At 71.7% G+C, this 21714-nt stretch carries 20 protein-coding genes; 5 read left to right on the top strand and 15 right to left on the bottom strand.

Going from position 1 to position 21714, the window contains the following annotated elements; translation table 11 throughout:
* Window position 1: 1 nt before the first annotated feature.
* From MCAG_RS24060 to MCAG_RS24045, 4 genes are all read right to left on the bottom strand, one after another.
* The gene (locus MCAG_RS24060) at window positions 2-2791 is read right to left on the bottom strand and encodes a DEAD/DEAH box helicase (RefSeq protein WP_007075567.1); all 2790 of its coding nucleotides are present in this window, start codon (window positions 2789-2791) and stop codon (window positions 2-4) included.
* A 102-nt stretch (window positions 2792-2893) separates the two neighbouring features.
* Window positions 2894-3892 (bottom strand): dTDP-glucose 4,6-dehydratase, encoded by a 999-nt coding sequence (gene rfbB / locus MCAG_RS24055; protein WP_007075566.1) that lies wholly within the window; start codon window positions 3890-3892, stop codon window positions 2894-2896.
* Between the two features lie 153 nt (window positions 3893-4045).
* Window positions 4046-4279 carry a hypothetical protein gene (locus MCAG_RS24050; RefSeq protein WP_007075565.1) on the bottom strand — a complete coding sequence of 78 codons (234 nt, stop codon included), beginning with the start codon at window positions 4277-4279 and terminating at the stop codon, window positions 4046-4048.
* Between the two features lie 149 nt (window positions 4280-4428).
* Window positions 4429-5466, bottom strand: a complete 1038-nt coding sequence (locus tag MCAG_RS24045; protein ID WP_007075564.1) for a serine protease — start codon at window positions 5464-5466, stop codon at window positions 4429-4431.
* A 195-nt stretch (window positions 5467-5661) separates the two neighbouring features.
* On the opposite strand from MCAG_RS24045, the gene MCAG_RS29845 reads away from it, so the two are divergent.
* Window positions 5662-6846: an NB-ARC domain-containing protein gene (locus tag MCAG_RS29845; RefSeq protein ID WP_157548198.1), complete on the top strand. Its 1185-nt coding sequence runs from the start codon at window positions 5662-5664 to the stop codon at window positions 6844-6846.
* Here the strand turns inward: MCAG_RS29845 and MCAG_RS24035 are convergent, their stop codons facing one another.
* The 4 genes from MCAG_RS24035 to MCAG_RS24025 form a co-directional block, all read right to left on the bottom strand.
* On the bottom strand, window positions 6847-7923 hold the full coding sequence (locus MCAG_RS24035) for a lytic polysaccharide monooxygenase (RefSeq protein WP_036375003.1): 1077 nt from the start codon (window positions 7921-7923) through the stop codon (window positions 6847-6849). It abuts the gene before it with no gap.
* A gap of 198 nt (window positions 7924-8121) precedes the next feature.
* Complete coding sequence (locus tag MCAG_RS24030) at window positions 8122-9660, bottom strand: hypothetical protein (protein WP_050778051.1); 1539 nt, start codon at window positions 9658-9660, stop codon at window positions 8122-8124.
* Window positions 9661-9749: 89 nt separating this feature from the next.
* Window positions 9750-9905: a hypothetical protein gene (locus MCAG_RS33885; RefSeq protein WP_198141615.1), complete on the bottom strand. Its 156-nt coding sequence runs from the start codon at window positions 9903-9905 to the stop codon at window positions 9750-9752.
* Window positions 9902-10555 (bottom strand): SDR family NAD(P)-dependent oxidoreductase, encoded by a 654-nt coding sequence (locus tag MCAG_RS24025; protein WP_198141614.1) that lies wholly within the window; start codon window positions 10553-10555, stop codon window positions 9902-9904. The genes MCAG_RS33885 and MCAG_RS24025 overlap by 4 nt, the downstream gene beginning before the upstream one ends.
* Before the next feature lie 136 nt (window positions 10556-10691).
* On the opposite strand from MCAG_RS24025, the gene MCAG_RS24020 reads away from it, so the two are divergent.
* Window positions 10692-11609: an aldo/keto reductase gene (locus tag MCAG_RS24020; RefSeq protein WP_083802339.1), complete on the top strand. Its 918-nt coding sequence runs from the start codon at window positions 10692-10694 to the stop codon at window positions 11607-11609.
* 185 nt (window positions 11610-11794) lie between these two features.
* On the opposite strand, the gene katG is transcribed toward MCAG_RS24020, so the two are convergent.
* Both katG and MCAG_RS24010 read right to left on the bottom strand, forming a co-directional pair.
* The gene (gene katG, locus MCAG_RS24015) at window positions 11795-14071 is read right to left on the bottom strand and encodes a catalase/peroxidase HPI (RefSeq protein WP_007075558.1); all 2277 of its coding nucleotides are present in this window, start codon (window positions 14069-14071) and stop codon (window positions 11795-11797) included.
* Between the two features lie 23 nt (window positions 14072-14094).
* On the bottom strand, window positions 14095-14523 hold the full coding sequence (locus tag MCAG_RS24010) for a Fur family transcriptional regulator (protein WP_007075557.1): 429 nt from the start codon (window positions 14521-14523) through the stop codon (window positions 14095-14097).
* A 322-nt stretch (window positions 14524-14845) separates the two neighbouring features.
* Here MCAG_RS24010 and MCAG_RS24005 point away from each other — a divergent pair, with 322 nt between their 5' ends.
* Complete coding sequence (locus MCAG_RS24005; RefSeq protein ID WP_007075556.1) at window positions 14846-15148, top strand: helix-turn-helix transcriptional regulator; 303 nt, start codon at window positions 14846-14848, stop codon at window positions 15146-15148.
* A 167-nt stretch (window positions 15149-15315) separates the two neighbouring features.
* Here the strand turns inward: MCAG_RS24005 and MCAG_RS24000 are convergent, their stop codons facing one another.
* Window positions 15316-16305 (bottom strand): helix-turn-helix transcriptional regulator, encoded by a 990-nt coding sequence (locus tag MCAG_RS24000; RefSeq protein ID WP_007075555.1) that lies wholly within the window; start codon window positions 16303-16305, stop codon window positions 15316-15318.
* A gap of 131 nt (window positions 16306-16436) precedes the next feature.
* Between MCAG_RS24000 and MCAG_RS23995 the strand changes: the two genes are divergently transcribed.
* Window positions 16437-17342, top strand: a complete 906-nt coding sequence (locus MCAG_RS23995; protein ID WP_007075554.1) for an oxidoreductase — start codon at window positions 16437-16439, stop codon at window positions 17340-17342.
* Between the two features lie 102 nt (window positions 17343-17444).
* Here the strand turns inward: MCAG_RS23995 and MCAG_RS23990 are convergent, their stop codons facing one another.
* From MCAG_RS23990 to MCAG_RS23980, 3 genes are all read right to left on the bottom strand, one after another.
* Window positions 17445-17942, bottom strand: coding sequence for a YcxB family protein (locus MCAG_RS23990; protein ID WP_036375000.1), 498 nt, complete (start codon window positions 17940-17942; stop codon window positions 17445-17447).
* A 253-nt stretch (window positions 17943-18195) separates the two neighbouring features.
* A complete protein-coding gene (locus tag MCAG_RS23985; protein ID WP_007075552.1) occupies window positions 18196-18816 on the bottom strand; it encodes a YdeI family protein in 621 nt (206 codons plus the stop codon).
* Window positions 18817-19030: 214 nt separating this feature from the next.
* Entirely contained in the window at window positions 19031-19393 is a 363-nt protein-coding gene (locus MCAG_RS23980; RefSeq protein ID WP_007075551.1) for a helix-turn-helix domain-containing protein, read from the bottom strand.
* A 96-nt stretch (window positions 19394-19489) separates the two neighbouring features.
* Here MCAG_RS23980 and MCAG_RS23975 point away from each other — a divergent pair, with 96 nt between their 5' ends.
* The gene (locus tag MCAG_RS23975; RefSeq protein WP_007075550.1) at window positions 19490-20371 is read left to right on the top strand and encodes an NAD(P)-dependent oxidoreductase; all 882 of its coding nucleotides are present in this window, start codon (window positions 19490-19492) and stop codon (window positions 20369-20371) included.
* A gap of 405 nt (window positions 20372-20776) precedes the next feature.
* Here the strand turns inward: MCAG_RS23975 and MCAG_RS23970 are convergent, their stop codons facing one another.
* Complete coding sequence (locus tag MCAG_RS23970) at window positions 20777-21616, bottom strand: SAM-dependent methyltransferase (RefSeq protein ID WP_007075549.1); 840 nt, start codon at window positions 21614-21616, stop codon at window positions 20777-20779.
* Between the last annotated feature and the right edge of the window lie 98 nt (window positions 21617-21714).

Here is a 21714-nt window from a genome sequence, read left to right as displayed (position 1 = left end):
CTCATCCCTCGTCGCGCAGCCGCACGAGCCGGAGCAGCTCGGCGTCGGAAAGCTCGGTCAGGGCGCTCTCGCCGCCGGTGAGCACCGCGTCGGCCAGCTCCCGCTTGGACTCCAGCAGGGCGGCGATCCGGTCCTCCAGGGTGCCCTGGGCGATCAGCCGGTGCACCTGCACCGGCTTGGTCTGCCCGATCCGGTACGCGCGGTCGGTGGCCTGCTCCTCCACGGCCGGGTTCCACCACCGGTCGAAGTGGATGACGTGGTCGGCCCGGGTCAGGTTGAGGCCGGTGCCGGCCGCCTTGAGCGAGAGCAGGAACACCGGCACCTCACCGGCCTGGAACCGGCGCACCATCTCCTCTCGCTGCGGCACGGGCGTGCCGCCGTGCAAGAGCTGCGCCGGCACGCCCCGCTCGGCCAGGTGCCGCTTGAGCAGCCGGGCCATCTGGACGTACTGGGTGAAGACCAGCGCGCCGCCCTCCTCGGCGAGGATGGTTTCCAGCAGATCGTCGAGGAGGTGCAACTTCTCCGACCGGCCGGTGAGCCGGCCGTGTGGCTCCTTCAGGTAGTGCGCCGGGTGGTTGCAGACCTGCTTGAGGCCGACCAGCAGCTTGAGCACCAGGCCCCGGCGGGCCATGCTGGTGGTGCTGGCCCGGATCTCGGCCAGCACGTCGTCGACCACCCGCTGGTAGAGGGCTGCCTGCTCGCCGGTGAGCGGGACGAGGTGGTCGGTGACGGTCTTCGGGGGCAGCTCGGGGGCGATCCCGGGGTCGGACTTGCGCCGGCGCAGCAGGAACGGGCGGACCAGCCGGGACAGCCGCTCGACGGCGGCGCCGTCGCGGTCCACCTCGATCGGCCGGGCCCAGGTCGCCCGGAACGCGCCGACCCGGTCCAGCAGGCCGGGGGTCGTCCAGTCGAGAATGGCCCACAGCTCGGAGAGATTGTTCTCCACCGGCGTGCCGGTGAGCGTGACCCGGGCCCGGGCGGGGATCGCCCGCAGCGCCTTCGCGGTGCCGCTGAGCCGATTCTTGACGTACTGCGCCTCGTCGGCGATCACCATGCCCCACTCGTGGCCGGCGAGGCTGCCGGCGTCGACGCGCATCGTGCCGTAGCTGGTCAGCACGAACCCGTCGGTCAGGCCGTCGAGGGACCGGTCGGTGCCGTGGAACCGGCGGACCGCGGTGCCGGGGGCGAACCGCCGGATCTCCCGCTCCCAGTTGCCGAGCACCGACGCGGGGCAGATCACCAGGGTGGTCCCGGCGGTCGCCGGATCCGCCTGGCGGCGCAGGTGCAGCGAGATGACGGTGACGGTCTTGCCCAGGCCCATGTCGTCGGCGAGGCAGCCACCGAAGCCGAGTGAGGTCATCCGCTCCAGCCAGCGCAGGCCGCGTAGCTGGTACTCGCGCAGGGTGCCGTCGAGCCCCTCCGGCGACGCCAGCGGCTCGGGGCCACCGTCGGGCTCGGCGATCCGCTCGCGCAGCGCGCCCAGCCAGCCGTCGGCGACCACCTCGACCCGCTCGCCCTCGACCTCGGTGCTGGCGATCAGCGTCGCGGCCAGGGCGTCGTACGCCTTGCGTGGCGCGAGCTGCCGCTCGCGGGCCTTGCGGGCCAACTCCGGCCCGACGGCCACCCACCGGTCCCGCAGCCGGACGATCGGCCGGGACTTCGCCACCAGGTCCATCTCGGCGTCGGTCAGCGCGTTGCCGGCCAGGGTGAGCTGCCAGCTCAGCGGCATCGGCGCGGCGGAGCGGAGGAATTCCGCCACCTCGGCGGGCCGCTCCGGCGGGGAGCTGACCAGCACCCGGGCGGCCAGCTCGCGGCAGAGCTGCGGCGGCCACTCGATGTCGATGCCGGCGGCGGCGAGCCGCGCCTCGGCACCGTCGAGCAGCTCGACCAGGTCCTCGTCGAGCAGCTCCAGCTCGACGGGCGCGGCGGAGTCGAGGAGCCGTTCCAGCGGCGGCCACACGGCGGCGGCGCGGCGCACGGCGCGCATCGCCTCCAGGGTGGCCCCGTCGCCCAAGCCGTGCTCGTCGCCCTCCCACAGGGCCGCCGCGTCGCTGACCACCGTCGGGTCGGCGAGGCTGCGCAGCCGCACCACGGCGGCCAGCGGCGCGGCGTCGAGGTCCCCCCGGCCCTGCAACCGCAGCGCCACCCGCAGGCCGGTGTCGACGCCGGCCGAGACGTCCCGCGCCCAGTCGCGCAGGTCGTCCGCCGGCTCGGGCTCCAGGCTGGTGAACCGGGCGTCACCGGTCAGCCACGTCGCGGCCGGGGTGCGCGGCAGGGTGTCGGCCACCGCGTCGAGGAAGGCGCGGACCAGCGCCTCCGGCTCGGGCAGGACGAGTTGTTCGGCGCCGGGGTCGACCGGGACCGCCCGGGCCTCGGGCGGCATCGCCGCCGCGAGTGCCCGGAGGCGTGCCACGTCGGCGACGTCGAACGGGCCCACCCGCCAGGCGTCCCAGCCCTGCGGGGAGACGCCGGGCAGGATCCGCCCCCGGGCGGCGAGGTGCAGGCCGGTGACCGCCACCGCCGCCCAGAACGCGGCGGCGGGGGTGGGGTCGTCGGCGTGGCGCAACGCGACGAGCTGCCGGACCGCGTCGCCGACCGGGACGACGCGGACGGGGACCGTCCACGCCGTCACGGGGCCGTCGAGGGGCAGGGCGAGGTCCAGCTCCGCACCCTCCCCCAGCGCGTCGAACTCCTCGGGCAACGCGTGCCCGGCGGGGTCGAAGAAGCTGACCGTGCCGGTCCGGGGCGGGTCGCCCGGCTCGAAGACGACCGCGAACCGCCCGAGTCGCACTGGGCCTCCTCAGTGATCGGACGGGCATCGGCCGCCCGTGGGGTGACAACCTAGCGTACGTCGTACCGTATGTTACACGCCCGACGCGCGGCGGTCGGGCCGCTACCGGCCGATGGCCGCGTAGCGGGCCTCCGTGGCGGCCTTCTGCGGCCCCCACCACCACTCGTTGTGCCGGTACCAGTCGATGGTGACGACCAGCCCCTCGGCCAGGTCGGGGTGCCGGGGCCGCCAGCCGAGTTCCCGGCGGATCTTGGAGCTGTCGCAGGCGTAGCGCAGGTCGTGGGCGGGCCGGTCCGGCACCCGGTCGAAGTCGTCGGCGGGCCGGCCTAGCAGGGTCAGGGTCAGCTCCAGCAGGGCCCTGTTGCTCCACTGCGCCCCGGAGCCGATCAGGTACGTCTCCCCGAGGACACCCGCGTCGAGGATCAGCAGGACGGCGTCGTTGTGGTCGTCGACGTGGGTCCACTCCCGCACGTTCGCGCCGGTGCCGTAGAGCTTGGGCCGCTGCCCGCGCAGGACGTTGGTGATCTGCCGGGGGAGGAACTTCTCCACGTTCTGGTACGGCCCGTAGTTGTTCGCGCAGTTCGACAGCGTCGCCCGCAGCCCGTACGACCGGGCCCACGCCCGGACCAGCAGGTCCGAGGCCGCCTTCGTCGCCGAGTACGGGCTGGACGGGTCGTACCGGGTCTCCTCGGTGAACGCCCCGCCGCCGTGCAGCGGCAGGCTGCCGAACACCTCGTCGGTGGAGACGTGGTGCAGCCGCCGGTCGTGCCGACGGACCGCCTCCAGCAGCACGAACGTGCCCTCGACGTTGGTACGCAGGAACGGGGTCGGGTCCTGCAACGAGTTGTCCACGTGGGACTCGGCGGCGAAGTGGACCACCGTGTCGCAGTCCTGGACGAGGGCGTCGACCAGGTCGACGTCGCGGACGTCGCCACGGACGAAGGCGATCCGGTCTGCCACCTCGGCGAGGCTCGCCCGGTTCCCGGCGTAGGTGAGCGCGTCGAGGACGGTCAGCCGCAGGCCCGGCCGGGCGGCCAGCGCCCGGCGGACGAAGTTGGCGCCGATGAACCCCGCACCCCCGGTGACAAGCAAGTGCTCCATGCCGCGACGCTAACCGACCCGGGTCGCACCCGGGCCGAACCCGGCCCGCCGCCCGCCGCAGCCCCGCGCGGCGGCGTCGTCGCGCCCTCCCCGGCCGGCTCGGTCGGCAATCGGCCGCCGCCACCCTCTCCGGCGGGCGGGGCCCGTCCCGGGTCAGTCGGAGGGCATCGGGGCCGGCTCGGCGCTGCCCATCCGGCCCGGGTCCCAGTACGAGTCGTCCGGGGACGGCAGCCGCGTGCTGGACGAGCCGGTGTCGCCCACGGAGGCCGGCGGTGCCGCCGGCTCCTGCCCCGACCCGGACCGGCGGACGGCCACCCCGGCAACCACGACGGCGACCACGACCACCGCGACGGCCACCGCCACCGCCGCACCCCAGCCCTGCCTCATTCCGCACCCCTCTCCGCCGCCCCGGCGGCGACACGGAACCGGGGCTCGACGCCCCGGCCCATCGGACGACCACACCCCTTGGACGCGCGCCGCCCCCGACCGGATCCGTCGGATCCCGGCCGGGGGCGGGCACCACCCGATCGGATGACTCAGACGCGGGCCGCGACCGAGTTGTAGGCGTCCATGACCGCGGTGTCGAAGTACGGACTCTTGTTCACGCCGGCACTGTTCAGCGTGCTCATGACGCCGTTGACGTAGCCGTACGCGTCGTTGTAGAGCCGTAGCCAGACCGCACCGCTGGAGCCGCCCGTGAAGCCGCAGTTGAGCGCGATCTTGTACTCCGAGCCGGGGCGGTACGTCGTGCCCTGGCAGTACTGCTGCCACCCGCCGTCGTACGGCGGCGCCGCCGGGTAGGCGAGAATGGTGACGGCTTGGGTGTAGCTGTAGTTGACCGAGAGCCCGTTGCCGCCGACCACGTTGACCAGCCGCTGACCCGACGCGTTCGGGTACACGGTGATGTACGAGACGTCCCGCTCGAGGTTGCTGTCGTTGATCCAGGCGTTGAACGCGGTCAGGTACTTGGCCGACCACCGGCCGTACGGCTCGGCACCGTAGTTGTAGAGCGGGACAAAGATCCAGTTCTGCATCCACTGGCCGCCCCTGCCGCCGTGCACGCAGTGCCCGGCGCTCATCACGAGCAGCTTGGAGGAGCTGTTCACGGCACCGGCCGAGCAGACGTAGTTCCTCCCGTCCGCCGGGTTGTAGAAGAAGACCTTGCCGACGGTGGTGGAGGCGGCGACGTTGGCACCGATGTCCCCGCTGGCCAGCGACTTGGCGCGGCTGGCCGCAGGTGCGACGGTGGGCGCGGCCGGCGGCACGGAGCGGGCCGCCCCGGTCGGCCCCAGGCCCTTGCCGGCCACGGCTCCCGCCTTTTCGACCAGCACGTCCGCCGAGATCGCGGTGCGCATCCGCTCCTTGGTCCAGTAGTCGCTCGCCTGCTGGGCGGCGGTCAGCCCGCTGCGGGCGGTGGTGGAGGTGGTCGCCGCCACCGTGCTGACCGACGCGCCGCCGGAGGTGCCGCCCCCGGGGGCGGCCTGCGCGGGACCGGTACCCACCAGAACCGTCGCCGCAACGAGCGCGGCAGACGCGGCGACCGTGGCAACCCGCCGGATGTCCGGAAAGTGCATTCGTTCCCCTCCCACAAATCACATTGGCGCTCGTCTAAGCGCTTGGCACAGCATGCGGGGCCGTGAAACGGCAGCGGAAGCACCCGGGGCCGTCAACTCTGTCGCTGACAGTGTGTCCGTGACATGACTGACCGCAACGAGTCAACATCGGAGAGTGGTAGAACTCGGTAGTCACCTCCGGACCAGCGTCAAAATGTGGGGAGAACGCCAATGGGCCGGCTCACCCGCCCCCTCGTGCCAGCAGGTCCCGTCGCCGACTTCTACGACCGACTACACGCCCTCCACCTCGCCGCCGGTCAGCCCAGCGTGCGCCGGCTGCAACAGCTCACCCGCGCAGAGCGGCGGCCCCGGGGCATCAACCCGACGTCGATCCACGCGGCCTTCGCCCGCCCCCGCCTGGCCCGGTGGGAGGTGGTGGGCGAGATCGTCCAGGTGCTCGGCGGCGACGTCGACGAGTTCGCCGCGCTGTGGCGCCGGGCCAACCGCTTCCAGTCGCTCGACTACGGTCCCGGCCCCGCCTCGCACGCCCGGCCGTGGGCACCGGGCGGGGTCGCCACCGTGCCCCGGGAACTACCCCCGGACGTGCTGCCGTTCACCGGGCGCGGCCCGGTCCGCGCCGCGCTCGACGACCTACGCGCCGAGGGCGCGACCCGCGCGGCGATGATGACGGTGCTACTCACCGGCACGACCGGGATCGGCAAGAGCGCGCTGGCCGTGCACTGGGCGCACCGGGTCGCCGGGTACTTCCCCGACGGCCAACTCTATGCGGACCTGCGCGGGGATGCTCCGGGGCAGCCGCCGACACCGGTCGAGGTGCTCACGGCCTTCCTCAACGCCCTCGGCGTCGCCACCGCCGACCTGCCCGCCACCCCCGCTGCCCTGGCCGCCCGCTACCGCACCCGGATGTCCGGCCGCCGGATGCTGGTGCTGCTCGACAACGCGAGCACCGTCGAGCAGGTGCGTCCCCTGCTGCCCGGCTCGCCCGGCTGCCTGGTCCTGGTGACCAGCCGGGACGGCCTGGCCGAGCTGGTCGTGCGGCACGGCGCGCGGCGGCTGGAGCTGGGCCCGCTGAGCGCCGAGGCAGGATTCGAGCTGCTGCGCGGGCTGATCGGCGACCGGGTCGACGCCGACCCCGAGTCCGCGTACGACCTGGTCCGGCGCTGCGGCGGCCGGCCGCTGGCTCTGCGGGTCGCGGCGGAGCGGATGACCGCCCAGCGCACGGCCACCCTCGCCGTGACGACCGTGGCCAGGGTGGCCGCACCGGCGCGGGTGGCGTCGGTATTCACCCCGGACCATGCCTGGCCGCGCGTGCAGCCGGTCAGCCCGGCGGCCAGCGCCAGGCCGCCCCCGACGCGGAGTCGGGGGCGGCCCAGCCGCTGATTAGGCCGTCGCGGTGCAGCTCAGGGTCGGGGTGCTGGCCGCCCCGGAGCCGGTGAAGCCGAAGCTGGCCTTCCCCCCGGCCGCAAGCGTGCCGTTGTAGTTGGCGTTCCTGGCGGTCACGGTCGACCCGCTGGTGGTGACCGTGGCGCTCCAGGACGAGATGATCTGCTGGCCGCCGGCCCACCTCCAGGTGACCGTCCAGCCCCGGATCGCGCCGCTGCCGGCGGTCACCTCGACCTCACCCTGGAAGCCGCCGGACCACTGGCCGACTGGCTTGTAGACGGCCGAGCAGCCGGCGGAGGCCGGCGGGGTCGTCGGGGGCGGGGTGGTCGGCGGCGGGGTGGTCGGCGGCGGGGTGGTCGGGGGCGGGGTGGTCGTGCCGCCGAAGTTCACGTCGCTGCACAGGTAGTAGGACTGGTCCGAGTGGCTGGCCTGCCAGATGGTGTAGACGATGTGCCGGCCGGTGCGCCCCGGCGCGTTTGCCGGGATCTGGATCGACACCCCCTGGCTCTCCTTGGTCGGCCACTGCGACGCCGGGGTGTTGCCGATCTGGCCGACCAGCTCCAGGTCACCCCAGGCCAGCGGCTTGGTCAGGGCGTCGAAGCCCTGCTTGGTCACGTACACCCGGATGTAGTCGGCGCCGTGACTGGCCTGGTCCCAGAGCTTGACCCGGAAGCTGTTGGCGACGTTGGTGGTCTTCCACGCGCCGACCGCGTCGAGCGAGTTGTACCGGCCGTCGCCGGTGCGGCCCGCGCTGCACAGCTGGCCGTCGGGGATGGCGGCCTGGTGGTTGCCGGCGACGCCCTCGCGGTACAGGCCGTTCCAGTTCCACATGGCCGAGCTGTTGTACTGCCAGGCCTGCCAGCACATCGGGTCCTCGGTGGCCATGGCCGGGTTCTGGAAGTCGGCGCCCCAGCGGGCCCAGCAGCCGTAGTTGCGGGACGCGGGGTCGACGGTGGAGCCGTGGGCGGCGGCCGGGTTGGCCAGGGCGGTGGTCAGCAGCAGCACGGTGGCCGCGCCGACGGCGAGTAGCCACGCCACGAGGGGAATGCGACGTGGTTGGACGAGTGTGGACACGGAGCCCTCCAGGGAGAGTCGGACGACGACACCCGGACAGCCGGGAGTTGCCCGCTCCCGCGCCTGATTGGGTGGCTCCCGCTGCGGCCCTGCCTGGCAGACTCCCACATGCATTTAAACTAGTCAATCTATACCAGGTGGGCGCTACGGCCCGCAGCGCCCACCTGGTGTGGCACAGGTCGAGGTGGTGCCGCCGGATCAGGCGACGAAACGGGTGCGTCGACGGCGGGCCAGCAGGTAGCCGCCCGCGCCGGCGGCGACCAACAGGCCACCGAGGCCGGCGATCAGGCCGGTGGGGGCACCGGTGATCGGCAGCGACCCGCCGTCACCGCCGCCGGTGCCGCCGGCCTGCTTGACCGTGATCTTCGCGGTGTCGTTGCCCGGGTCCAGGTCCTTGACCGGGCCGTCGCCGTCGAAGGTGTGCAGCTTCACCGTTCCGGTCTGGCTGCCGGCCCGGTCGACCCGCAGCGTGAAGTCGAAGGTCACCCGCTCGCCCCGGGGGATCGTGCCACGGGCAGAGCACTCGTAGACCCGCGCGCCGGGCTTGCCCGGCTTCCACTCGTCCTCGTCCGGGTCGACACAGGACTTCGACACCGTCACGGCGGTGACACCCTCCGGCAGCGTCACCATGGTGGCGATGTTGAGGCCCCGCTGGCCGCTGGGCCCGATGCGCGCCGGGCCGTTGTTGCGGTAGCCGACGGTCAGCGGCACGGTGGCCCCGACCGCACCGGTGACGGTGGCGCCCTGCGCGGCGGCGTCGCCGCGCTGGTCACCGGCGACGGTCAGCGTGACCCGGGTTTCGTTGTCCACCGGGTTGGTGTCGATCTGGTCGAGCGCCCGGGCCCGTTGCGCGCCGCCGGCCGACACCAGCGTCAGGGCCGCGTCGGTGCCCCTGCTGCCCAACGGCTCGGCCGGCGAGTACTGGGCACGGAACTCCTCCCAGTCGGCCGGGGTGAACCACAGGGCGAAGCTGTAGTGCAGGTTCGGCGCCCAGGCGTCGGCCGGGATGGTCCCGCCGAACGTGGGGTCCACCCGGACCGTCGCCCCGGGTGCCAGCGAGTCGTCGAAGGTGCAGGCGAAGCTGCTGTCGTCGAGTGCCAGGTCGGTGTACTCGCAGTTCTCGTACCGCTTCGACGGGGTGAACCCGTAGGAGCCGGACAGGTACAGCACCAGGCCGTGCACGGTCTTCGTGCCCCGGTTGGTCACCGTCAGCGGGACGTCGACCCGGGCACCGGGCTTGCCGTCGAGCGGGAGTTGCCGTTCGGCGGCGAGGTCGACCCCCTCGCCGGTGGTGACGGTGGAGCGGTACGTAGCGGTGCCCACGCCGGGCGCGGTGACCGTGAACGCCAGGGTGCCCCGCTGGCCCGCCGCCGCACCCGCCCGCGCCGTCACGGCCAGGCTGAGCAGGCTCGAATCCTCGCCGTCGTCGGTCATCGCGCAGGTGAGGATCTCACCCGCCGTCGTACACGAACCCCGGTCGTCGCCCTCCTCGACCTCGGCGAACGCGGCGACCTCGCTGCGGTCCACCCGCACCGTGTACGTGCCGAAGGGCCGGTCGGGCAGCGAGCGGAGCGAAACCCACTTCTGCGGGCCGCCGGGCGCGACGGTCACGCTGTTGGCGTAGAGCGTCACATCCTCGGCCGGTGCGGCGGCCACAGCGGCACCGGTGGAGACCACGACGAACGCGACGGGGGCGACGAGCGCGGCCAGCCCGCGTCGGACGGGATGCGGGTGCATGGCGGGTGCCTCCGGTCGGGGGAAGAGGACGAGGTGTGGCCAGGCTCTCACGGATGGTCCCGCCATGGTGACCCGTACCGCGCCACGGGTCACCGCAGGTGGATGCGGTTGCCGCTGATCAGGGCGGCGGCGTCGGAGGCGAGATGGCAGATCACCTCGGCGACCTGTTCCGGGGTGGCCAGGTGGGTGCCGCTGTCCGCGACGTACTGCCGGACGGGGTCGGTGACCCACCCGGTGTCGGTCACCGGCGGGTGGACCATGTTCGCGTGATCCCGAACGGGGCCAGCTCCGCCGCCGCCGACATCGTGTAGTTCTCCTGCGCGGCCTTGGCCGCGCCGTAGGAAACCTCCTCCGGAAAACCGCCGCTGCTGCCGGAGGTCAGCCCGACGATCCGTCCCCAGCGCGCGCCGCGCGCCGCGTGCCGGCGGGCGAACTCGCCGATCAGCAGCGCCGGAGCCATCGCGTCGACGGTGAACTGCTGCGACCAGGACGCCGCGGTGACCGGTTGCAGCGCCCGCCCGTGCCGGTCGGTCGAGGCCGGGGTGAAGGTGTCCGCGACCCAGCCGGTGGCATTGTTGATCAGGATGTCGACCGGCCCGAACGCCTCCTCGGCCGCGTCGAAAAGGAGGCCGGCGGCCTCCGGGACCCGCAGGTCCTGCTCGACGGCGACCGCCCGGCCGCCCGCCTGACGGATCGCCGACACCACCGAATCGGCGTCGCGGGCCCGGCTGCGGCGGTACTCGTCGGGCAGGCCGTGGCCGGCCGGGTCGTGCACCCGCCAGTACGCGCAGAGCACCGCGCAGCCGGTCCGGGCGAGCCCCCGGGCGATCGCCGCGCCGATTCCGTGGTTTGCTCCCGTGACGATCGCGACGTGACCGTTCTGCGGACTGCTCACCGTCTCACCTCCGATACGGCCGGTGTGGTTCCGGCTCCCGGCAGCATGGGCTGAGGGTCGCGGGCGATCAACCGCGTTCCGCACACCCGGCATCCGCGCCGTCCCCGCCCGGCGGCCGGGGGTGTTAGATGGGATCGTGGACATCGTCGACCGGCTGGCCGGAGCCTCGCGGATCGGGCTGGGGCTGGCGGCCGTGGGTCGGCCGGGCTACATCAATCTCGGCCGCGCCACGGACCTGCCGGCCGACCGCACGGTCGAGGCCATGCGCGCCCGCGCCCACGAGTTGCTCGATCGGGCGTACGCGGCCGGCATCCGGTACGTCGACGTCGCCCGCTCCTACGGCCGGGCCGAGGAGTTCCTCGCCCAGTGGCTGCACGCCCGGCCGGACGCCCACGACGTCGTCGTCGGCAGCAAGTGGGGCTACACCTACACCGCCGGATGGCGGATGGATGCCGACGTGCACGAGGTCAAGGACCACGGCGTCGCCACGTTCGAGCGGCAGCTCGGCGAGACGCGGGCGCTGCTCGGCGACCGCGTCGACCTGTACCAGGTCCATTCGGTCACCGTGGACAGTCCCGCGCTGCGCGACGCGGAGCTGCACCGGCGGCTCGCCGATCTCGCCGCGCGGGGCACGGTGATCGGGCTTTCGACCAGCGGCCCGTCGCAGGCCGAAACGATCCGGGCGGCACTCGACGTACGGGTCGACGGACGGCCGCTGTTCCGCAGCGTGCAGGCCACCTGGAATCTCCTGGAGCCCAGCGCCGGGCCGGCGCTCGCCGAGGCGCACGAGGCGGGGTGCCTGGTCATCGTGAAGGAGGCGCTCGCCAACGGCCGTCTCGCCGTGGGTGCGCACGCCCCCGGCGACGCCGCCGCGCTCGCGGCGGCGCTGCGCCAGCCCTGGGCGACCATGGTGCTCTCCGGGGCCGCGACCGTCGACCAGTTGGCCTCGAACCTGCGGGCCGAGAGGGTCAGCGGCGATCCCGCCCGGCCCGAGGACGTGGCCGTGCCCAGCGTCCGGTACTGGGAAGAACGGTCGCGCTTGCCCTGGGGCTAGGGCTCTGCCACCTGCGGGCCCGGGGTCGGCGGCGCCGGTGCGCCGGCCGGTCAGAGCGGGTTGAGCCGGGCCTTGAGCAGGCAGAACTCGTTGCCCGCCGCGTCGGCGGCGACGACCGCCCGTGGTGCGGACGAGCCCCGGTCGATCGCTGGTGGATCGACCGGGGCTCGCCGGTGGAAACCGGATCAGGCGAGGTCGAACCGGTCGAGTTCCATGACCTTGGTCCAGGCCGCGACGAAGTCGGTCACGAACTTCTCGCGCGCGTCCTCGCTGGCGTAGACCTCGGCGAGTGCCCGCAGCTGGGAGTTCGAGCCGAAGATGAGGTCGACCGCGGTGGCGGTCCACTTCACCTCGTCGGTGGCCAGGTCCCGGATCTCGTACACGTGCTCGTCGGACTCCGACGCCTTCCACCGGGTGCCCGGGGAGAGCAGGTTGGCGAAGAAGTCGTTGGTGAGCACGCCGGGCCGGTCGGTGAGGACGCCGTGCCGGGTGCCGCCCACGTTGTTCCCGAGGGCGCGCAGGCCGCCGACGAGGACGGTCATCTCCGGCGCGGTCAGGTTCAGCATGTAGGCCCGGTCGACGAGCAGCACCTCCGGCTGGGTCTTCTCCCCGGCCCGCAGGTAGTTGCGGAAACCGTCGGCGCGCGGCTCGAGGACCCGGAACGACTCGACGTCGGTCTGCCCCTGGCTGGCGTCGGTGCGGCCCGGGTGGAACGGCACGGTCACCTCGACGCCGGCGTCACGCGCCGCCTTCTCGACGGCGGCCGAGCCGGCCAGCACGATCAGGTCCGCGAGCGAGATCTTCGCGCTGCCGGCGGCGTTGAACTCCCGCTGGATGCCCTCAAGGGTCTCCAGGACCGTCGCGAGCTGCTCGGGCTGGTTGACCTCCCAGTTGCGCTGGGGTTCGAGCCGGATCCGCGCGCCGTTGGCACCGCCGCGCTTGTCGGTGGACCGGTAGGTGGCGGCTGAGGCCCAGGCGGTGGAGACAAGCTGGGCGGTGGTGAGACCGGACTCCAGGACCTTGGCCTTGAGGGCGGCGACGTCGGCGTCACCCACCAGCTCGTGGTCGACGGCCGGCACCGGGTCCTGCCAGAGCTGGGCCTCCGGGACCCACGGCCCGAGGAAGCGGCTGACCGGGCCCATGTCGCGGTGCAGCAGCTTGTACCAGGCCTTGGCGAACGCCAGCGCGAACTCGTCGGGGTTCTCCAGGAAGCGGCGCGAGATCTTCTCGTACGTCGGGTCGACGCGCAGCGACAGGTCGGTCGTGAGCATCGTCGGCTTGTGCTTCTTCGACGGGTCGTGGGCGTCCGGGATGATCGCCTCGGCGTCCTTGGCGACCCACTGCTTCGCGCCACCGGGGCTCGTGGTGAGCTCCCACTCGTAGCCGAAGAGGATCTCGAAGAAGCGGTTGCTCCACTGCGTCGGCCGGTCGGTCCACGTCACCTCGAGACCGCTGGTGATCGTGTCGCCGCCCTTGCCGCTGCCGTAGGTGCTCAGCCAGCCCAGGCCCTGCGCCTCCAGCGGGGCGGCCTCGGGCTCGGGGCCCACGTGGCCGTCGGCGACGCCGGCGCCGTGGGTCTTACCGAAGGTGTGGCCACCGGCGATGAGGGCGACGGTCTCCTCGTCGTTCATCGCCATCCGGGCGAACGTCTCGCGGATGAAGTGAGCCGCCGCGGCCGGGTCCGCGTTGCCACGGGGGCCCTCCGGGTTGACGTAGATGAGGCCCATCTCGGTCGCCCCGACGCCGGCCACCATCTCCTTCTCGGAGGCGTAGCGCTCGTCACCGAGCCAGGTGTCCTCCGGGCCCCAGTAGATCTCCTCGGGCTCCCACACGTCCTCCCGGCCGAAGCCGAAGCCGAAGGTCTTGAAGCCCATCGACTCCAGGGCGACGTTGCCGGCGAGCACGAGCAGGTCGGCCCATGAGATCTTCTGGCCGTACTTCTGCTTGACCGGCCAGAGCAGCCGGCGGGCCTTGTCTAGGTTGGCGTTGTCCGGCCAGCTGTTGAGCGGGGCGAACCGCTGGCCGCCGTCGCCGGCGCCGCCGCGACCGTCCTCGATGCGGTAGGTACCTGCGGCGTGCCAGCTCATCCGGATCATCAGGCCGCCGTAGTGGCCGAAGTCTGCCGGCCACCAGTCCTGGGAGGTGGTGAGAACGTCGACGATGTCCCGCTTGAGGGCCTCGACGTCGAGCTTGGCGAACTCCTGGGCGTAGCTGAAGCCCGCCCCCAGCGGGTTGCCCTTGGGCGAGTGGGCGTGCAACACCGAGAGGTCGAGCTGGTTGGGCCACCAGTCCCGGTTGGTACGCGGACGACCTCCGGTCTTCGGGGTCGGCGAGTCGATCGCCGGGTTCTCGCTCTCGCTGCCGTGCGCGGTGACAGAGTCGTGCGCGACCGGGCAGCCGGCCGCCTCCTTCCTGTCCACGCCCTGCGCGCTGGAGGGAACGTTGTCCTGGGTGTCGCTCATCTGTTTCCTTCCGGACTGGCGGATCACTGGGAAGTGCGGTCGGTCGCACAGCCGGGGCAGGTGCCCCAGTAGACAACCTCCGCCTCGTCGACGTTGAAGCCGTGGTCGTCGGAGGCGGTGAGACAGGGGGCATGGCCGACAGCGCAGTCGACGTCGGCGATCGTGCCGCAGGAGCGGCACACGACATGGTGGTGGTTGTCCCCCACCCGGCACTCGTACCGGGCGGTCGCGCCGGCGGGCTGGATGCGCCGCACCAGACCGGCCTCGGTGAGCGCACGCAGCACGTCGTACACCGCCTGGTGGGAGACCGTGGGCTGGTCCGTCCGCACCAGGGCGATCACCGTGTCGGTGTCGACGTGCGGATGGTCGCGCAGCGCTGCGAGCACCGCCAACCGGGGCCGGGTCACGCGCAACGAGACCGCCCGAAGCTGGGTCTCGAAGTCGGACGTCACGAACCAAACCTAGCCCACTGTTCTGGAATGAATCAAGTATTACTCTGAGTCAACTCACATATCTCGCCGCAGATCCGCCCGGCTCGCCTGCGCGCCGCCGTCGACACGCAGGCACCTCACGCACGCCGGTGCGGGCGTCGGCTTAGCGGCCCTGCGGCTAGCCGCCAGCTGCCGCTGCACGGTCAGGCGGTTCGGTGTCCCGGCGTTCGCGGCCGAGGGTTTCGGTGCATGCGGGTCCGGCGCAGGGGGCCAGGACGCGGCGACTCCCCCGCTCGGCCAATAATTATCCCGGCAATACTATCCCGGCACTAGAATCGAAGTCATGGTCAGGCTGCCGCTCACACCCGAAGACGTCGAACGCGGGCAGCGCCTCGGTGCCCTCCTGCGCCGCGCCAGGGGGCAACGCTCGATGCTCGGCACCGCGCTGGACGCGGGCGTCTCACCGGAGACCCTTCGGAAGATCGAGTCCGGCCGCGTAGCCACCCCCGCCTTCCCGACCATCGCCGCGATCGCCGACGTCCTCGGCCTCTCCCTGGACGCCGTGTGGTTTGAGATCAACAAGTCGGACGGCGGGGCCGAACTCGCGACATCAGGTCGCGGCGCCGGCGAGCGGCTGGCCTCGTAGCCCTCGACCCCGCACCTCCGTCGCGACTGCCGACGGCAGGAGGCAAGGTGGTGGGGCAAGCCTCACCGGCCTCGGCTGGACTCTCGTCGAGCCCATCGAGGTCGTGACGAACTGGGCGAGGGGCCACGGCGGGGCCATCGTCGACTTCCAGGAGGCGACGGAAGCCGCTACTCTGCTCGGGCTCGCCCGGTGGATTGATCTTCGCGACGGGCGGTCTCGCCGATGGGGCGGCGACTGTCGACTGCGCGGCGGCTTGTCGGCCGGCGCTCGTGGGTGGTATTCGACGGCTCCGCGTGCGGGGGCCGCCCGTTTGCGGGCGCGTGCAACGACGCCAGTAGTTGCAGCCGGTCCGCGTCGGCGCTGCCCGGCTCGGCGGTGAAGACCAGCATGACCGGGCCAGGGTTGCCGGGAAGTGGGTACGTGTCCCAGTACAGGACGATGTCGCCGACCTCGGGGACCTTGAAAGTCTTGGTACCGCTGACCGACTCGCGTACGTCGTGCCGGGCCCACAGCCGCCGAAACTCGGCGCTGCGGATGCTCAGCTCACCGACGATCGCGGTGGCGCGGGGGTGCGTGGGGTCGGTGGCGACGGCGGCGCGCATCATGCCGATGTAGTCCAGGACTTGGCGCTCCCAGCCCGGGCAGCTCCGTTCGCCGGTCAGCGTGTCGTCGAACATCAGCAGGAGCATGTTGAGCCGGTCGGGCGGATAGGCGTCCGGGTCGCCGAGTAGCGCCCTGGCCATCGGGTTCCAGGCGAGCAGGTCGAGGTGCCGGCCGAGCACGACCGCCGGGGTGTCCAGCACTCGCAGCAGCCGCCGGGTGCTGTCCGGCACCTGTTCCGGACCGTGGTCCATCCGGACAGGGATCGGCCGGCGGGCGGCGTGGGCCAGGACGAACAGGTGCCGGCGTTCCTCGTCGTCGAGGCCGAGCGCGCCGGCGAGCGCGTCCAGGACGCCGTCGGACGGGCGTACCTCCCGGCCCTGCTCCATCCGCTGGTAGTAGTCGGTGCTCAGCCCGGCCAGCAGGGCCAGCTCCTCGCGTCGCAGCCCGGTGACCTTGCGCCGGCCGCCCGGCTCCAGACCGACGTCGCTCGGACGCAGCCGGCTGCGCCGGGCGCGCAGGAAATCGCCGAGTTCGCGAGCGTATGGATGGCTCATGCCGCAAGTGTGCCGCCGCCCGGATCGCCGACGGTAGGTCCGGCAAACCTAGGCAACCGCGAACGACCGAGCCGGCTCGCGTCCCCCCTAGCGTCGGCGGTCTACCGCACCGACACTTCCAGGAGCAGCTGATGACCGGATGGACCACCGACCGAATCCCCGACCAGCACGGCCGGATCGCTGTCGTGACCGGCGCGAACTCGGGCCTCGGCCTGGTCACCGCCACCGAGCTGGCCCACCACGGCGCGCACGTCGTACTCGCCGTCCGCAACACCGCCGCCGGCGAGGAGGCCGCCCGCCGGATCGGCGGCGACGTAGAGGTACGCGAGCTGGACCTGGCCTCCCTCGCCTCCGTACAGACCTTCGCGGCGAAGCTGGCCGCCGACCACCCGGCAATCGACGTGCTGATCAACAATGCCGGCGCGGTGCTGCTCGGCCCGCGCCGAACCTCCGCCGACGGCTTCGAGCTGCAGCTCGCCACCAACATGCTGGGCCACTTCGCGCTGACCGGCCTGCTGCTCGGCAACCTGGCGGTGGCGCGGGAAGCCCGCGTGGTCAGTCTCAGCTCGCTCGTCCACAAGAGCGCGCACCTCGACTTCGACGACCTGATGTTCGAGCGTGACTACCGGGCAGCCACCGCCTACCGCCGATCCAAGCTCGCCACCACCGTCTTCGGCATCGAACTGGACCGCCGTCTGCGCGCCGCCGGATCGCCGATCGTCAGCGCGCTGGCCCACCCCGGTCTCACCCGCACCAACCTGGCTCCGCGCGCCTTCGAGCACCGTGGCCGGTCCGGGCAGGCGATCGCATGGCTCGGCCTGGTGGTCACCCAGTCGGTGAAGCAGGGCGCGCTGCCGCAGTTGCGCGCCGCAACCGAACCCGGCGTACGGGGCGGCCAGTTCTTCGGGCCATCCAGGCTATGGGAGACGCGGGGCCCGGTCACCGAGGCCCAACTCAGCCGCGAGGCCGCCGATCCGGCAGTTGGCAAGCGGCTCTGGGCGGCGGCCGAGAAGCTGACCGGCATCAGCTACCTCTGAAGCCGGCGGTCACCCGCCGTCGGCACCGCTCATCGGCACGTCCGCGCGTCGTCACCTGTCAGCCGGCTGCGCTCCACGAAGCTCGGTCTGCGGCGGATGAGTTCACCGAAGCTGAAGCAGCCCGCGTTCGGCCATATAGGCCCGCAACGTCTCGGCGTCCTCGGCGGACATCAAGCCACGTGGGATCACGGTCGCCGGCACCCGGCCGACGTACACGATCCAGAACTCAGGGGTGTCCCTTACCTGGTCGACCCCGTCCCAGGCGATCCCGCCGGACACCGAGCCGCTGCGCATCATGATGTTGTCGTCGGTGATGTCATAGGCGCCCTCGACGGCGTAGCGACTGGAGCGCCGCCGGGCCCGCCACCGCACCCACGGCGAGTACAGCATCGACAGCAGACCACCCACGACAATCGCCATCCACAGCGACGAGATCTGCTCGCCCCGTGCGAGCCCGCGCGAGACTGCGAACCCGATCGCCCCGACCACCACCAGCGACACGCCGATATAACCGTACTTACGCAGCCGAACACTGCTGAGCGCAGCGGCCACGCGGCCGGGGTAGCCAGGATCGGCGGGGACGTCAAAACGGATGTGCACACCAGAACGATAGTGCCCACGCACGCCCCCGGGCAGCGCCTGACTCCCGCCCCGCTGGCCGGATCGTCGAGGCACCGTTGTCGAGGGCGACTCTGCGGTGGCGCGGGTGGAGGTCCGCTACGGCGACCCAACCGATCAGGAGTATCGCGACGGCCAAGGGCATCCCCGCAACCGGCACCGGTAGAACGCCCTACCGGCAGCTACTTGTTCAATTGGAGCTACGACCCGTGCCCGGCCAGGTGAGTGCTTTTGATCATGAAGATGTCGATGACGGCGAGTTCGGCGGTTTGGCCTTCTGTGGGTAGATCGTCTCATGGCGGGCCAGCATGGCGACGAACTCGCCAATCTTCCGCTCGCGGGTCTGCGGTCGTTTGACGGCATTGACGCGGTAGATGAGAGCGAACCGATTGGTTCTGGTGAGTACGTCGAACATGGCCTGGGCGGCGGGGTCGGCGGCGATGGCGGCGAGGAGGTCGGCCGGCACCTCGGCTTCCGACGGCGGGGCGTAGGCGGCTGCCCACCGCCCGTCGGCCTTCGCGGCTTCCACCGCAGCGCGGCCCGGGGGCTGCATTCGCCCCTGCGCCTCCAGCCGGGCCACGTTGGCGACGTTGCGTTGCGACCAGGAACTGCTGGGCCTGCGCGGGGTGAACCGGATCCAGGAGGTTTCCTGATCCCGTTTACGGGCCTGCCCATCGATCCAACCGAAACACAGAGCCTCGTCGACGGCCTGCTGCCAGGTCAGCGAGGTGACTGTGCCGCCCTTCTTGGTCAGGGCGAGCCAGACACCGGGCGACGTGGCGTGGTTGGCCGACAACCACGCGCGCAGCGCGTCGGCGTCCGCGACGATCAACTCACCCAGCTCGGCACTCGCCATGACGGCAGGCTAGCCGCTGCCCCGTGGCCGGGCCACTGCCTGTCGGCCCAACCGACTCGCCGGGCTGCCGGCACGCCGGTCGCTCGGCGGACCGTCGGGCTCCTGCGCGCCCGCAAGGCACAACTCGAACTCGAACTCGACTTGGACCAGCGACCCACCGACTCCACGCCGGCCGAGGTGTCCACAACGCCGTGACCAGCACTTTCATCAAACCCTAGCCCGCCTTCCCCTCCAGCCCTCGAGCGATCGGCCGCTCGCGTCCCCAGGCGGCCAGCGGCTGGAGTGCATCGTTGAGGCGCACGCCGTCCTCGGTCAGCGAGTACTCGACGCGGGGCGGCACCTCGTCGTAGGAGACGCGGTGCACGACGCCGTCCGCCTCCATCTCACGTAGGTGAGAGGCCAGTACCTTCTCGGTGATCCCCGGCAGCAGTCGACGCAGTTCGCCGAAGCGGCGGTAGGGGTGCTCATGGAGTGCCCAGAGGATCAGCACCTTCCACTTGCCGCCGATCACCTCCATCGCGGTGTCGATCCCGCAGACGTGTCCGTCTGGTGCGCCCGGCCGGTTCAGCGTCGTCATGCCCCACTCTCCCGACGTGCTCGCTCACCCCGGGGTAAGTACCCACTCCGAAGTGCGTACTTGATCACCTCCGGGCCCGCGGCCAGCCTAATCGGCATGGCACAGAACGCTGTTGAGAAGACTCCCGTCACGCTGCTGGGCCTCGGTGCGATGGGCACCGCACTGGCCCGTACCTGGCTTGCCGCCGGCCACCCGCTCACCGTCTGGAATCGCACCCCGGCCCGCGCCGCGGCGCTGGCCGCCGAGGGGGCGAGGGTCGCGGACAGCGCCGCTGAGGCCGTCGCGGCGAACACCCTGGTCGTCGTCTGTCTATTGGACGACGCCTCGGTCGAGGAGGTGCTTGCCGGCACCGACCTGGCCGACAAGGATCTGGTCAACCTGACCACTAGCACCCCTGCCCACTCCCGCGCTCGTGCCGAGTGGGCCCGCGAGCGCGGCGCCCGCTACCTGGACGGCGGGATCATGGCTGTCCCTCCGATGATCGGCGTTTCGGAAGCCGGCGGCTACGTCTTCTACAGCGGCTCGCGGGAGCTGTTCGAGCGGCACCAGGAGACGCTCGGCATCCCGGCCGGCACTACCTACGTCGGCCAGGACGCGGGCTTCGCGGCCCTGCACGACGTGGCTCTGCTCAGCGCCATGTACGGGATGTTCGCCGGGGCAGCGCATGCCTTCGCCCTGATCCGCAAGGAGGACATCGACCCCGCGTCGCTGGCCCCGCTGCTCGCCGACTGGCTCGTCGCGATGGCCCCGGCAGTTCACCAGACCGCCGACCAGTTGCGGAGCGGCGACTACACCAAGGGTGTCGTCTCCAACCTCGCCATGCAGGTGGCCGGCACGCAGACCTTCCTGAGCACCGCCGAACAGCAGGGGGTCAGCCCGGAACTGCTCAGCCCCTACTTCGAGCTGATGCGTCGCCGCCTAACCGAGGGCAGCGGCGAGGAGGACCTGACGGGCGTAATCGACCTGCTGGTGCGCTGACCGGCCACTTGTCGGCCAGCGGCGACCGTGCTGGTCACAGTTCCCAAGAGTAGCTGTGACCAGCACTTTCACCACACGCTCTAGTCGTGGGCGCCTGGCGATGCTGACGGCGTAGTCGTCTTATGGAGTCTTGGGCGGTGCGGGGTCCGCTGCCCCACACGCCAACAATCACCAGTCGGTGTCGGCGACGGGCTTCCGGCCGACGAAGGAGAAGCCGAGTCCGAAGGGAAAGGATTGCGCAGAGCGCGAGCACGACGGCGAGGCCGGCGACCAAGCGGGCGCCGGTCAGGATGCGCATCAGCCAGGTCCGACGGATACCGCCGTTGTCGCTCCACGACCCACTCATCGAGCCAGCCCATTTCGCGGGCCAGATACGCCGTGTGAGACCTACTGCAAAGACGAAGGTTAAGGCTTGCGGCCCAAGCCGCCCGCGATGATCTTTCCGGCGAAGCTCATCGGGTCAGGTACGACGTCGTTCGGATCCGGACGCCAGAGCGGGTTGTAGACAACGCCCGGCTCCAGCAGCTCCATGCCGGCGAAGAAGCCGCGGACCTCGTCGAAGCTCCGGAACCGTCCACTGCCCAGGCCGCCGAGCATCACCCGCTCGATCTCGGCGGTCTCCTCGCCGCCGTCGATGAAGTGGGTAATAAATATGAAGCTGCCCGAAGGGATCGCGTCCCGATAACGCGCAACCAGCTCGCCGGGGCGTTGAGAGTCATCAAGGTGGTGGAGTACGGCGACCATCAGCAGCCCGACCGGCCGGTCGAAGTCGATCAGAGCACGCAGATCGCGGTTGTCCAGCACCGCGTCGGGTTCGCAGAGGTCGGCTGTGATCACCGTGGTCTTCTTGTTGTCTGCCAGCAACGCGCGACCATGGACCAGCACCATCGGATCATTGTCGACGTAGACCACATTGGATTGCGGATTCACGCTCTGCGCGACCTCGTGGGTGTTCTGCACCGTCGGCAGGCCGGCACCGAGGTCGATGAACTGATCGATGCCCTGGCTGACCATGTGCCGGACGGCCCGACCCAGGACAGCCCGGTTGTAAAGCCCCACGTCGACCCCGCCGGGAGTCAGTTTCATGAGCTTGTCGGCGATGTCCCGGTCGACGGCGAAGTTGTCCTTGCCGCCCAGAAGGGCGTCGTAGACCCGTGCCACGCTCGGCACCGTGGGATCCACACCGACCGGCTGTGTGCGCTTCGGCCGCTGAGCATGGTCGAAGGGTTCGGCGATGCGATCCACTGTGAACTCCCGGGTCAACAGGACGCTAGAAGGAGCACAGTGTATCCGGCTTGCCCAGGCCACCCACCCGGCCCCTACAGATTCACGGAGTGGACGAA

This window comes from Micromonospora sp. ATCC 39149 (genome assembly GCF_000158815.1).
In the GTDB taxonomy this organism is placed as follows: domain Bacteria; phylum Actinomycetota; class Actinomycetes; order Mycobacteriales; family Micromonosporaceae; genus Micromonospora.
This window is presented reverse-complemented; position numbering and strand designations above follow the sequence as displayed.